General features: G+C 66.2%; 8 protein-coding genes. 5 read left to right on the top strand and 3 right to left on the bottom strand.

Annotated elements, in window-relative coordinates:
* Positions 1–186: 186 nt before the first annotated feature.
* Positions 187–1,365 carry an amidohydrolase family protein gene (locus tag K7H93_RS01910; protein ID WP_230782173.1) on the top strand — a complete coding sequence of 393 codons (1,179 nt, stop codon included), beginning with the start codon at positions 187–189 and terminating at the stop codon, positions 1,363–1,365.
* Between the two features lie 60 nt (positions 1,366–1,425).
* Here the strand turns inward: K7H93_RS01910 and K7H93_RS01905 are convergent, their stop codons facing one another.
* Positions 1,426–2,931, bottom strand: a complete 1,506-nt coding sequence (locus K7H93_RS01905) for an MmgE/PrpD family protein (RefSeq protein ID WP_230782171.1) — start codon at positions 2,929–2,931, stop codon at positions 1,426–1,428.
* A gap of 129 nt (positions 2,932–3,060) precedes the next feature.
* Between K7H93_RS01905 and K7H93_RS01900 the strand changes: the two genes are divergently transcribed.
* Positions 3,061–3,654: a TetR/AcrR family transcriptional regulator gene (locus K7H93_RS01900; protein ID WP_230782170.1), complete on the top strand. Its 594-nt coding sequence runs from the start codon at positions 3,061–3,063 to the stop codon at positions 3,652–3,654.
* Here K7H93_RS01900 and K7H93_RS01895 read toward each other — a convergent pair.
* Positions 3,651–4,499: a TetR/AcrR family transcriptional regulator gene (locus tag K7H93_RS01895; protein WP_230782169.1), complete on the bottom strand. Its 849-nt coding sequence runs from the start codon at positions 4,497–4,499 to the stop codon at positions 3,651–3,653. The two genes, K7H93_RS01900 and K7H93_RS01895, sit on opposite strands and share 4 nt — an antisense overlap.
* Positions 4,500–4,923: 424 nt before the next feature.
* On the opposite strand from K7H93_RS01895, the gene K7H93_RS01890 reads away from it, so the two are divergent.
* The 3 genes from K7H93_RS01890 to K7H93_RS01880 all read left to right on the top strand — a co-directional run bounded on the left by K7H93_RS01890 (position 4,924) and on the right by K7H93_RS01880 (position 11,037).
* Positions 4,924–6,273, top strand: a complete 1,350-nt coding sequence (locus K7H93_RS01890) for a carboxylesterase/lipase family protein (RefSeq protein ID WP_230782168.1) — start codon at positions 4,924–4,926, stop codon at positions 6,271–6,273.
* Between the two features lie 48 nt (positions 6,274–6,321).
* Positions 6,322–9,324: a TonB-dependent receptor domain-containing protein gene (locus K7H93_RS01885; RefSeq protein WP_230782167.1), complete on the top strand. Its 3,003-nt coding sequence runs from the start codon at positions 6,322–6,324 to the stop codon at positions 9,322–9,324.
* A 96-nt stretch (positions 9,325–9,420) separates the two neighbouring features.
* Positions 9,421–11,037: a carboxylesterase/lipase family protein gene (locus K7H93_RS01880; protein WP_230782166.1), complete on the top strand. Its 1,617-nt coding sequence runs from the start codon at positions 9,421–9,423 to the stop codon at positions 11,035–11,037.
* A gap of 72 nt (positions 11,038–11,109) precedes the next feature.
* Here K7H93_RS01880 and K7H93_RS01875 read toward each other — a convergent pair whose 3' ends face one another.
* The gene (locus K7H93_RS01875; protein ID WP_230782165.1) at positions 11,110–13,146 is read right to left on the bottom strand and encodes a 3-hydroxyacyl-CoA dehydrogenase NAD-binding domain-containing protein; all 2,037 of its coding nucleotides are present in this window, start codon (positions 13,144–13,146) and stop codon (positions 11,110–11,112) included.
* Positions 13,147–13,150: the final 4 nt, after the last annotated feature.

Here is a 13,150-nt window from a genome sequence, read left to right as displayed (position 1 = left end):
TTTGACAAGATCGACGATGTTGAGCCTCCCCCAAGTTCTCCATACCGGATATTCAGCCGCGCCCGCGATAGCAAGCCGCTGCGGCGAAATGTGCCAAACTTCGCTTTGCAGGCGCTTTCATTCACAACCGTTGACACCATAACAACTAGTGTGACAATGTGCGCCGGGCAACGCAGGGAGAAGCTGATGACCTATACCAAGGGCCGGATCGTGAACGACGCCGATTCACACACGATGGAAACGCAGGACTGGCTCGCCGCCCATCTCGAAGGCGAGTATAAGGAGATGTACTCGGAGGTGTACTCGAAGCGCGAGGGCGGTGATCGGATCGTCAAGATGATCGACGCGGCCAAAGCGCGGAAAAGCGATCCCGAGGCGCGTGCCAAGGCGCTGGAGAACCCCATTGAAGGTGCCAAAGGCTGGCTCGGCTATGGCGGGTTCGACAAGGAGGAACGCGTCGAAGCGCTCGACTGGCTCGGCTTCGAGCGCCAGCTGGTCTTCCCGACCTTCGGGCTAGGCGCGATCACCAAGGCGGAGAGCGACGACCAGCGCTATGCCGCGGCTACCGCTCTCAACAAGGCGCAGCAGGAATTCTGCGATGTCGATCCGCGGATGGACTGCGTCGCGTTCACTCCGCTCGACGATCCCGAGCGCGGCCTCGCGGAGGCAAAGCGCGCGGTCGGCGCCGGTGCGAAGGCGGTGATGTTCAGCGCAGGGCCGGCGGGCGACAAGAGCCCCGGGCACCCCGATTTCGATCCGTTCTGGCAGTTCCTGCAGGACAACAAGATCCCCTTCATGCTGCACATCGGACCGGGCACGAAGACCCAGCCGACCAAGTTCCGCAACAACGGGCGCGAGCGCGCGGCGGATCTGCACGGCGGGGGCGAGAACCTGCGTTTCCCCGACTTCATGTGCCTGTGGTACGCGCCGCAGGAATTTCTCACCGCGATGGTCTATGACGGCGTCTTCCAGCGCTTCCCCGATCTGCGCGGCGGCGTGATCGAAAGTGGGGCGGGCTGGGTGCCCGAGTTCCTGCGCATGCTCGACCACGGCTGGTACTCGTTCAACAAGACCGACCAGTACCTGAAGGACATGGACCTGATGCCTTCGGAGTACCTCAAGCGCGCGGTCCGCTTCACGCCGTTCCCGAACGAGGACGTGGGCCACATGATCCGCGATTCCGCGCCCGAGCTCTACCTGTTCTCGAGCGACTATCCGCACCCCGAAGGCACGAAGGATCCCTACGGCAAGTTCGAAGCCTCGCTCGAAGGGTTCGACGAGGAGGTGAAGGACATGTTCTACCGCACCAACTACGACCACATGATGTACCGCAAGAGCGAAGCGCTGGCCGAAGCGGCCGAGTAAGCTTCCTCTCATGTCGACTGGGGGAGCATCCGCGCGGTGCTCCCCCTTTTTTGTCCGTGGTCAGGCGCTCTCGAAGCGCATCAGCTCGATGATCGGATCGACGCTCTCGGCACTGTCCAGTCCGTCGCATAGCGCGACCAGGCGGTCTGCCTTGCTCGTGCCCAGCACCGGCTCGACCAGTTCGTGGGCCTTCACTTCCACCTCGGCTTTAGAGAGCGGGTGGGTGGGGAAGCCGGGGACGTAGGCCACGTAGCGTTCCTCGCGCGTCCCGTCCTTGCGGACCAGTGTGACCCGCGCGCTTTCGGTGCGATCCTCGCCTTCGCCGGTCTCCTGCGCCTCGTCGCGCACCACGGTGACCTTGCGTGCGAAGGCCTGCGCCGTCGTGTCGCTCTCCTGCCGCTCGAGCGATTGCGCGGAGACGAAATCGAGCCGTCCGTCGAGCATGATGATCGCGGCGAGATAGGGGATGTTGAGCGCAGGCATGTTGGCGCGCTCGAACGTGGCAGCTTCGCCCGGCATGGCGACGGTGATGCTCTCCACCTCGCCGGGCATCACACTCTTGCGCAGGTCGAGCAGCGCGCGAACCGCGGGCTGTGTCGGGCCACCCACCGGGTAGCGCTTCATCGCTGAGAGCGACAATTCGTAATGCTCGTGCAGGCCCTCGACCAGCGACGCGTGGTCCGCGCCTTCGCCCTGGAACGCGCGCCAGCGGAACCAGGCATTCTCGTTGTCGAAGCTCGCGGGCACGCCGGTGAAGCCCAGCTTCGCCATCTGCGCAGCCTGCATTCCGTTGCGCGCGCCCATGCCGCCGAAGACGAACGCCTTTTCGACATGCCGCACGTCGAGCAGCCATTGCCATGATCCCGATGCCTGCTGTGCGCAGTAAGCGAGCATGTGGTCGACCTGCTCGGGCAACAGCCCCATCGGCGCTGCCGCTGCCGCCGCCGCGCCGAAAGTGGGGGCAACGCCGTGGTTTGCGAGCCCGGCGAGGTAGAGATTGCGCGTGCCGATCGCTTTGGGGAGCCTGCCCGCAATCTCGTAGCCCGCCGTCACTGCGCCGACCAGATCGGCTCCGGTCCTGCCGTTCAGCCGAGATGCTTCCAGCGCAACGGGCACGATGGCCGGGCCGGGCTGGACATAGGCCGAGGGGATGAAGTCGTTGATCTCCGCCGCATGTGCCGTCATCGCCGAGGCGAACACAGCATCGACGGGCGAGGCGGTCTGGCGCGAGGCGATGATCGGGCTCTGGCCGCCCGGCGACATGGCGGCGGCATAGCTGCGCCCAAGCTTCGCCGCTTCGAGCGGCTGGCACGCCACGATCGCGGCCAGCGTATCTAGGATGTGGAGCCGCGCGCGCTCGCGGATCGCGGCGGGTATGCGGTGTCCCCGCGCTCCGGCGATGTAGCCAGTCAGAGCGGGGGTGATCTCGCGCCACTCCGATGCCTCGGCAACCGGTGCGGCGGTCGCCTGGCGAGCGGCCAGCGCCGGGGCCGTAACTGCCAGCGCACCCGCCGCCGATCCCGCCTTCATAAGCCCGCGCCGTGTCATGCCCCTGCCCTCGCTCACCCCGGTTCTCCCTCTCATGGCGTTCAGGGTGCCGAGACGGCCTCTGACAGTCAAACCAATAGTGATAAAGCGTGGGAGAGTGCGGGTGGCGACCTTGCCAATTTCGTGAGTGCGCGGCACAGCGGGGGCATGGAAGCCATGCCGGCAGAGGGTGATCGCGAGCAGCAGCTGCTCGACGCAGCGCAGACGCTGATCCGCGAAGGCCGGACACTCAACATTTCGCTCGGCGAGGTGGCCGACCGGGTTGGGGTCAGCCGCAGCCTCCTCTACGTCTATTTCGACGGTGTTCCCGCGATCATCGACGCGCTGTTCCTTCAGCATCTGGACCGGCTGGCCGCGCGTATCCTGCCCGAGCTGGCTTCCGGGGAGGCGGGCTATCGTGAGCGTGCCAGCGCGGCCTATGCTGCCTATCTCGACTACCTGATCGAGAGCGGGCCGATCCTGCAGCTGATCCTGCGCGAACGGCATCAGGACAGTCCGCTCGGCGCGGAGAGCCAGCGGCAGTTTCGCCGCCTGCTGCGGCGCGTTGCCGAGGATACGCGCCGTGCGCTCAGCCTCGCGCCGCGCGAGGCATTCGTCCTGCTCGAACTCACCGCCGGGATACCCGAGGCACTGGCGCGTCTGGTGCGCGGTGGCGAGATCGATCGCGAGACCGCGCATGCGACCTGCCGCCGGCTGGTCACCGCCTCGGTAGACGGGTTCGCTGTCGCCCCGACGACTTAACCGGCTTCCGCGGCGAGGGTGTCGCCGCTGTGGACCCCGGCCATTATCACGGTGAGGCAGATTTCCTCGACCATCGCGAAGGGCGCGCGCCTGCTGGCGACGATACCGCCCGCTTTCAGACTGACCGCAGCCAGTGCGGCGGTCGATGCGCGTGCGCTCTGCAGGTCCATCTTGCCCTTTCCGACAAGCTGCTGGAGGATCGGCGCGCGCGCCGCATTGCTTTGCGCCACCCATTCGGGCTTCAGCGCGTCGCGGACCTCGGGCGTGCGCAGCAGCATTTGCAGCAAGGGGCCGCGCTGCGCAGCTTCGTGCAGATAGCCGATGGTCGAGAGCATAACGCGGGTCTGATGGTTCGTGCCGCGCGCGATCCGCTTGCGCCGCTGGGTTTCCTGGGTCGCGATCTCACGCCGCGCGAGCGCCAGCAGCAGCTCGGTCCGTCCGCCGAAGCAGTTGTGAACCTGGGTCTCGCTGATCCCGGCAAGCCGCGCGACCTCGCGGATCGTCACCGCCGACAGCCCTTCCTTGAGCGCCAGCTCGCTCGCAGTGTCCATCAGGTGCTGCCGCCGCTCCTCGGCCGACATGCGCGTTCGGGTGCCGGGCGACTTGCGCGGCTGCCGTTGGCCGAGGGCGAAGGTCTCGCTCAGGCCGATCGGGGCGGGGGGCAGGTCGGGGCGCGGGTCGCGGGCCGACGCGCTGCGGGTCCAGTGCGATCGCGGCGGGCGCGGAATGTCGAGCCGGTCGCAGATCTTGGCGAGGCCATTGCCGGTCAGGCCATAGCGGCCGGCGACCGCGCCCATCGGCTCGGACCAGATTCGTTCGAACAGCTCGGCGCGGGTCAGTTCCATCCTCGCTTGGATATTCCCTTCATCACCGGTGTGTCCAGCCGCAGGAGCGCTGCGCGCCGATCGCCAGCCTGACACACCTGACACACTGTCCAGGGCGAGAAAACGTCCCCTTCCCGGGCCGCGCCTTTCGAACCCGATCCCGGGGCCATCCGGTGCACCCGTCCTAGCGCGAATGGCGAGCTGTAGGACAGCGCCCCGGTTGCTCCGCTGCACGCGCACGCCGCGGGTGGGCGTCAAAGTGTGTGCAGGCTTGTAAAAAATCCGTCTCGATATCGTACCCGATATTCAAATATGCTTGTTGTTAGATTGTAAACGGTGCGCTATGACAGCTGGAAATAAGGATGTGGAGGGGAGAATGGCGCGGTTTTTGGCGGCTTTGGCCGTTGTTGCCACCGGCCTGGTTCCGCAGGCTCTTGGCGCTCAAATGCCAGACCCGATTGACGGTGTGGAGGTCGATGCCGACGCGGGCACCCTCATGGGATCGCGCGAAAACGGCGTACAGGTTTTTCGAGGCGTGCCCTATGCCGCTGCCCCGACAGGCGAAAATCGCTGGCGCGCTCCGCAGCCGGTGGAGCCGTGGGCGGGTGTTCGCGCAGCGACCGCTCACGAACCGCCCTGCGCCCAGCCGGTCGATACCGACACCACGGTCGCGAATTTCGGCGGGGTGAACGGGGCCCAGTCGGAAGACTGCCTCTACCTCACCATTACCGCACCGGAGAATGCGCAGGGCGCGCCCGTGCTGGTCTGGTTCCACGGCGGTGCGTTCTTCCTCGGCGCGGGCAGTCTCGGCTCTTACGACGGGACGGCCAACGCGCAGCAGGGCGTCATCACGGTCAGTGTCAATTACCGGCTGGGGGCGCTGGCGAACTTCGTCCATCCCGCGCTCGATGCGCAGCACCCGGATGAGCCGCAGGGCAATTACGCGCTGCAGGATGCGGTCGCCGTGCTCGAATGGGTGCGGGGCAATATCGCGGCCTTTGGCGGCGATGCCGAACAGGTGACCGTCGCGGGCCAGTCGGCCGGGGGCGGGATCGTCGTCAACCTGCTGTCGCTGCCTTCGGCAAAGGGTCTGTTCGACAAGGCCATCGTGCAGTCGGGCAGCCTGCTGCTGCCGGACCGCCCGGAGGCGGATGCTGAGCGCATGGCGATCGAGGCGCTGGAGACGATCGGCATCGGCCCGGACGTGACAGCGGACGAGTTACGCAGCATTTCCGCGCAGACCTTCGCCGCTTCGGAGCCGCTGCGCGCGGGCTTCTTCTTCACGCCGGACCCGGCTTTCAAGCCGACATCGACCATCGCCGCACTGCGGGCGGGCAAGGAAACCGACGTGCCGGTACTGGTCGGCACCAACAGGGGCGAGAAGGGCTTTGCCGCCGCGCGCACGCTCGCCGCGCTGGCGGGCGACACCGGCGCACCGGCCTTCCTCTACCGCTTCGACCACACGCCCGCCTTCCGCGCGAGCGAATGGGGCGAAGGGCCGATCCACTCGGCCGAACTGATGTTCACTTTCGATTCGATCGACCGGTCGAGCTGGGGCGGGGAGCGCGCCGACGCCGCCGACCGTGCGCTGGCCGACACGGTCAACGGCTGCTGGGTCGCCTTCGTGAAGATGGCGCCCGGCGCGAAAGACTTCGCATGCGCCGACGGCTTCACATGGCAGGCCTATCAGCCGGGTGGCTCGGCGGCGCTGATCGAAACCGCAGGTCTGCGGATGGCCCCGGCGGACGCGCTGCCGGACGGCCCCGAGGAGGATGCCACCAAAAAGGACGAATAGTCCGACCGAATAAAAACGCCGGAAAACGGCGATGTTGGGGAGAGAGAAATGATTGGTAAATCGCACTTCATGGTGGGGACCGCGTGCGCCCTGGCGTTCGCGCCTGCGGCAATGGCGCAGACCACCCCGGACAGCGACGCGCAGAACCAGCCCGAGCTTGCCGAGCAGATCGAGTCCGAACCCGATGTGACGATCGTGGTCACCGGATCCTACATCAAGGGCCAGCGCGAAGACGGCGCGCAGCCGGTCGATGTGTTCGGTCAGGCGGAGCTGGAAGCGCGCGGGATCGACAGCCCGCTGGAGTTCATCAAGAGCCTCCCCTCGGTCGGCCCGGTGCTCGGCGATTCCAACCAGTACGGCGCGGGCGGCAGCCAGGGCGTCGGCTCGATCAACCTGCGCAGCCTGGGGCGCGAGCGGACGCTGGTGCTGTTCAACAACCGCCGCTTCGCAACCGAGCCGGGCGACGGCGCGGCGGACACCAACCTGATCCCGCTGTTCGCGCTGGACCGGATCGAGGTGCTCAAGGATGGTGCCGCCTCCACCTATGGCTCGGATGCCATCGCAGGCGTCGCCAACTTCGTCACCCGGCGCGATTTCACCGGCGTCGAGCTGGCCGGCGATTACGAATTCGTCGACGGGTCGGACAATAATTATCGCCTCAGCGCGCTCGCCGGGTTCGATCTGGGCGCGGCCAATCTGATGATCGGGGCCGGTTGGCAGCACAGATCCGAACTGCCCACGACCGCACGCGATTTCACCCAGGTGCCCTACGCGGACAATCCCACCGGCTATTCCTTCCTCAGCAATCCGGGCCTCTATGCACCGCTCGGGTTCATCCCCGGACGCGGGGTGACTTCGCTGGGCCTCGCGGTCGACGGCAATCGCGTGGATGCGTGTGAATCGCTGGGCGGAATCGAAGGTGCGTTCCCCCGCGCGGTCGGCGCGCCGCTCCCGGTCTGCCGCTACAGCTACATCCCCTTCGTCAACCTGATCGAGGAAGAAGACCGCTATCAGTTCTATGGCCAGCTGCTGGTCGACCTGTCCGACACGGTCCGTTTCACCGCCGAAGCGCTCTATTCGCATACCGAGCTGAAGGAACTTGGCTATTCGCCGAGCTATCCGATCACCCAGGGCCCCAACGGCCCGGGCAGCGCGAGCGCGTTCACCGTGCCCGCCAGCAACCCGGGCTATGCGGCCTTTCTTGAACAGACCTTCGCGCCGGGCACCCCGCCGCGCCTGTTCACCCCGGTGCTTGCGTCCATCGTATTGTTCCGGCCCTTTGCGCTGGGCGGAAATCCGCTCGACGAGCGCGGAGCCGGGCGGGGGCAGGCGATCAACGATGCGTGGCGGGTTTCCGCCGGGTTCGACTTCGACCTGACCGACAATCTGTCGTTGCAAACCTTCGGCACCTATATCCGCAGCTCGCGCCTCGCCTTCTCCTACGACATCGTCAGCGACCGCTTGCAGCGCGCGCTCAACGGCTTTGGTGGCGACAATTGCACCGGCACCACGCCGGGTGCGAACGGGTGCCTGTACTTCAACCCGTTCATCAATGCTGCGCCGGGCAATCCGGCGCTGGGCCTGACCAATCCGGCCTATGTTCCGGGGAACGAGAACTCGCAGGAAGTGATCGACTACCTCTCCCAGCAGAGTGGTACGCGTGCGACCGAAGAGCAGTTTATCGTCGATGCGGTGTTCAGCGGCGATTTCGAGGTGTTCGGGCGGAGGCTGGGCTATGCCTTCGGCGGCCAGTTCCGGCAGACCAATTTCGCGACCGATCCGCTCAACCGGTTCAGCGATCCCGAAGCGTATCCATGTGCGATCGATGGCGACCGCTCGTGCCTCGACGATCCGAACGACACCAACTTCCCGGTCGGCGCGTTCACCTTCCTCGGCCAGTATCCCGATGCGCGCCTGTCGCAGGATGTCTACGCCCTGTTTGCCGAGGCGCAGATGGAGGTGTTCGACGGGTTCGAGCTGACCGGCGCGGTCCGGTTCGAGGATTACGGCGGGCTGGTGGGCTCGACCGTCAATCCCAAGCTCTCGGCCCGCTGGCAGGTGACCGATTTCCTCGCCCTGCGCGGGTCTGTGGGCGATACGTTCCGCGGGCCGCTGCCGGCCGATCTGGGCACCGCCGGGGTTCGCGCGGTGGCGGGGATCAACGTGCTCGGTGGCAACTTCAAGGCGACCGACACCGTGGGCAATCCCGCGCTCGCGCCCGAAACCGCGCTGACCTATAATATGGGCGCGATCCTCGAATTCGGCGGGTTCAACTTCAGCGTCGACTACTGGACCTACGAATTCGAAGGGCGGTTCACCAACCTGCCGATCCAGGCGATCGCGGCCAACGTCGCGCCCGGCGGGCAGGACGGCACCCAGCTGGTCGACTGCTCCAGTCCTTTCGTGGACTACGTGGTCTTCGCGGGCGGAGTCTGCACACAGGGCACGACCATCGGGAACGACATCAGCCGACTGCAGACGCAGACGGTGAACGGCCCCGACGTGACCACCAGCGGTCTCGACTTCAGCGTCAACTACCGCACCAACCTCGGCCCGGTGCGGCTGAATCTGGGCGCGAACGCGACCTACACGCTCAAGTACGAATTCAGCGATTTCGAATTCAACGGGCTGCTGTTCAGCCCCGGCTACGATGCGGCGGGCTATGCCAATTACGACCGCGCACCGGGCACCGTGTCCAAATGGCGGGCGAGCGGATACGTCAACCTGCAGTTCGATCCGGTCAGCGTGACCTGGTCGAGCAACTATATCGGCGGAGTGACGGACAACCGTTGCGACGGCTTGCAGTTCTGCGCCGAAACGCCCGAGTTCGGCGGGACGAACTTCGGCCGTGAGATCGGCGACTTCTTCGTCCACGATCTCTTCGCCACGGTCGACCTGACGCTGGCAGGGGTCGAGGCGGAACTGCAGGGCGGGATCGAGAACCTCTTCGATACCGATCCTCCGGCCGCGCGGCTCGAATACAGCTACGACCCGTTCATCGGCACCGCCAAGGGGCGCACCTTCAAGGTCGGCGTGAAGCTGCGCTTCTAATCGTCAGCGACTGAACCAGTCGTGCGATGGGGCGGGGGCCGTGGACGGCTTTCCGCCCCTTCACGCGCGACGACACATCCAGGGGAGGAACCTTACATGACACGAAATGCCATGATGCTCGCATCGATCGCCGGGCTCGCGCTGAGTGCGCCCGCCGCCGCGCAGGATGCCGGGCCGCCCGCAGCGACCCCGGTGGTGAAGACCGAGGCGGGTTCGGTGCAGGGCCTGAAACAGGGCGGAATCGATGCCTTCCTCGGCGTGCGTTACGCCGCGCCGCCGCTGGGCGATCTGCGTTTCCAGCCGCCCGAGAAGCCGGAGGCATGGGAAGGCATCGCCGATGCGACGGGCTACGGCGCGCCGTGCATGCAGCTCTATTCGGCGAGTGGCCCCAACGAGTCCGAGATGACCCGCCGCATCCAGGCGATCTTCCCCACCTCGACCGAAGCGAAGATGGACAACGAGGATTGCCTGTTCCTCAATGTCTGGGCCCCGGCGGCGGGCCACGGGAAGAAACGGCCCGTGATGGTCTGGTTCCACGGCGGCGGCTACGCCTACGGATCGGGCAACTGGCCCGCCTATAACGGGCGCAACCTGGCGGAGAAGGGCGACGTTGTGGTCGTCACGGTCAACCACCGGCTCAACGCCTTCGGCTATCTCAACCTCGCGGAAAAGTTCGGCGAGGATTTCGCCGCCTCGGGCAATGTCGGCAATCTCGACCTCGTCCGTTCGCTCGAATGGGTGCGCGACAATATCGCTGGCTTCGGCGGTGATCCGGACAATGTCACGATCATGGGCGAATCCGGCGGCGGATCGAAGGTCAGCCACCTGATGGCGATGCCCGCCGCGGATGGCCTGTTCGACAAGGCGGTGATCCAGTCCGGGCCCGGCGTATTCAGCGGCAAGCCTGCCGAGGCAGCGGATTACGCGGCCAAGATTCTCGATGCGGCAGGTGTCGAGACGCTCGAAGACCTGCGCTACGTGCGCAGCGACGAGATCGTCGAGGCGGTGCGCAAGGCCACTCCGGCAGGCAGCGCGATGGGTCGCGGGCCGCAATTCGGGCCGATCGCCGATGGCACGATCATTCCGCGCGATCCCTTCCTGCCCGCCGCGCCCGAGCTGGCGCGCGATATCCCGGTGCTGATCGGCTACAACAAGGACGAGATGACCCTGTTCGTCGCCGCGCAACCATGGTTCGGGCGGCTGACCGAGGGCACGCTTACCGCGATGACCGGGGCGATGGGCGAACAGGCGGTTGCGGCGGTCGCCGCCTATCGCAAGCGCTATCCCGACTACTCGCCCACGCACCTCGCGGCGATCGCGATGGGCACGCGTTTCGCGCGCGGCACCTACCTGCTGGCGGACCAGCAGGCGAAGACCGCGAGCGCGCCGGTCTATGTCTATCGCCTGACGTGGGAGACGCCGATCGGCGGCGGGATGCTGCGCACGCCGCACACGCTCGACATCCCGCTGATGTTCGACAACGCGAAGGAAAGCGCGGCGCTGGTCGGCACCGGCGAGGACGCGCAGACAATGGCCGACATGATGAGCGACGCGTGGATCGCCTTCGCCAAGACCGGCACCCCGTCGAGCGCGCTGCTGCCCGAATGGAAAGCCTACACGCCCTCGGCCCGCAACGTGATGGAACTGAACGTCGAGCCCCAGCTGGTCGACGATCCCGAAAAGGACATCCGCGAACTGCCCAGCGAGCTTTGATCGCTTCCAAAAAAGATAAGGCCGGCGTACCGCGTGGGGTGCCGGCCTTTTCGTGTCCGGGTGAGGGAGAGCCTAGTTGAAGCTCTCGCCGGCCTCGGCCTTCTTGCGCAGGTAATCGCTCACCGGCAGGCCGTGCTTCTCCAGCCCGGTAACCACGGTGTCCAGCCCGATCGTGTCGGCCCAGAACATCGGGCCGCCGGTGTAGAGCGGCCAGCCATAGCCGTTGATCCACACCACATCGATGTCGCTCGCGCGCTGCGCCATGCCTTCATCGAGGATCTTCGCGCCTTCGTTGACCATCGGGTAAAGCAGCCGCTCGCGGATCTCGTCCTTCGAGATGTCGCGCTGTTCGTTGCCTTCCTTCTCCGCGAAGTCGGCGATGATCTGCTTCACCTCGTCCGACGGAGTGCGCTGGCGCGCTTCGTCGTAGTCGTAGAAGCCCTTGCCCGCCTTCTGGCCGAAGCGCCCCACCGCGCACAGCGCCTCGCGGATGGTCGTGACCTTGCTCGGGTCGCGGTGCCAGCCGATGTCGATCCCGGCGAGGTCGCCCATCTGGAACGGCCCCATGGGGAAGCCGAACTCGAGCAGTACGTCGTCCACATCCCAGTAGTTCGCCCCTTCGAGGATCAGCTGGTTCGCCTGCTCCTGCCGCTTGGAGAGCATGCGGTTGCCGATGAACCCGGGGCACACGCCGGAGACTGCCGCGACCTTGCCGATCTTCTTCGACAGCTTCATCGCGGTCGCCAGCACATCGTCGCGCGTATTCTCGCCGCGCACCACTTCAAGCAGCTTCATCACGTTGGCGGGGCTGAAGAAGTGCAGGCCCAGCACATAGCCGGGGCGCTTGGTCGCGGTCGCGATCTCGTCGATGTTCAGATAGCTGGTGTTCGACGCGAGGATCGCGCCGTCCTTCACCACCTCGTCGAGCTTGCCGAACACGTCCTTCTTCACGTCCATGCTCTCGTACACCGCCTCGATCACGAGGTCGCAATCGGCGAGGTCGCTGTATTCGAGCGTGGGGGTGAGAATGCCCATCGCCTGTTCGACCTGTTCGGCGGTCATGCGGCCTTTCTTCGCGGTCGCTTCGTAGTTCTTGCGCATCGTGGCGGTGCCCCGGTCGAGCGCTTCCTGCTTCATCTCGAGGATGGTGACCGGGATGCCTGCGGAGAGGAAGTTCATCGCGATCCCGCCGCCCATCGTGCCCGCGCCGATGATGCCGACTTTCCTGATATCGATCAGCGGGGTGTCGGCGGGAATGTCGTCGACCTTGTTGGCCGCGCGTTCGGCGAAGAAATAGTGCCGCATCGCCTTGGACTGCGTACCGGTCATCAGCTTGCCGAACAGCTCGCGTTCCTTCTTCACGCCTTCGGCATAGGACAGCTCGCCCGCCGCCTTCACCGCCGCGATTGCGGCGTTGGGCGCGTCGAAGCCGCGCATCTTGCGACCGTTCTTGGCGCGGAATTCGTCGAAGATATCGGGGTTCTTGATCCCGTCCTGGTTGGCGTCGCCCTCGCTGGAGCGGGGGACGGGCTGGCCGATCTTCGACTTGGCGAAGGCGATGGCATCGGCGGCAAGGCTGTCTTCGCCCACCAGCTCGTCCAGCAGGCCGATCTCCTTGGCCTTCTTGGCCGAGATCGGATTGCCGATCGCGACGAGGGGGAGGGCGGCTTCAGCGCCGACCAGCCGCGGCAGGCGCTGCGTGCCCGCAGCGCCGGGGATCAGGCCCAGCTTCACTTCGGGCAGGCCCATCTTCGCGCTTGGCACGGCGACGCGGTAGTGGCAGGCGAGGGCGACTTCGCAGCCGCCGCCCAAGGCGGTGCCATGGATCGCGGCGACGACCGGCTTGTCGCTCGCCTCCAGCTTGTCGAGCGCTTCGGGCAGGCTCGGCCCCTGCGGCGGCTTGCCGAACTCGGTGATGTCGGCGCCGGCAAAGAACGTACGCCCGTCGCAGCGGATCACCACCGCCTCGACGCTATCGTCGGACAGTGCCTCGGTGATCCCGTCGACCAGCCCCGCGCGGACCGCCTGGCCCAGCGCGTTGACGGGCGGATTGTCGGAAATGATCACCAGAACGTTGTCGTGGCGTTCGGTTCTAATGGGTGAGGTCATCGGG

Source organism: Citromicrobium bathyomarinum (assembly GCF_021021475.1).
Classification (GTDB): Bacteria; Pseudomonadota; Alphaproteobacteria; order Sphingomonadales; family Sphingomonadaceae; genus Alteriqipengyuania; species Alteriqipengyuania bathyomarina.
The sequence above is the reverse complement of the archived record's forward strand: the minus strand, read 5'-3'. Positions and strand labels throughout refer to the sequence as shown.

Coding starts and splice junctions, on each gene's coding strand:
- K7H93_RS01910 (WP_230782173.1), top strand. CDS start 187: ATGACCTATACCAAGGGCCGGATCGTGAACGACGCCGATTCACACACG.
- K7H93_RS01900 (WP_230782170.1), top strand. CDS start 3,061: ATGGAAGCCATGCCGGCAGAGGGTGATCGCGAGCAGCAGCTGCTCGAC.
- K7H93_RS01895 (WP_230782169.1), bottom strand. CDS start 4,499: ATGGAACTGACCCGCGCCGAGCTGTTCGAACGAATCTGGTCCGAGCCG.
- K7H93_RS01890 (WP_230782168.1), top strand. CDS start 4,924: ATGCCAGACCCGATTGACGGTGTGGAGGTCGATGCCGACGCGGGCACC.
- K7H93_RS01885 (WP_230782167.1), top strand. CDS start 6,322: ATGATTGGTAAATCGCACTTCATGGTGGGGACCGCGTGCGCCCTGGCG.
- K7H93_RS01880 (WP_230782166.1), top strand. CDS start 9,421: ATGACACGAAATGCCATGATGCTCGCATCGATCGCCGGGCTCGCGCTG.
- K7H93_RS01875 (WP_230782165.1), bottom strand. CDS start 13,146: ATGACCTCACCCATTAGAACCGAACGCCACGACAACGTTCTGGTGATC.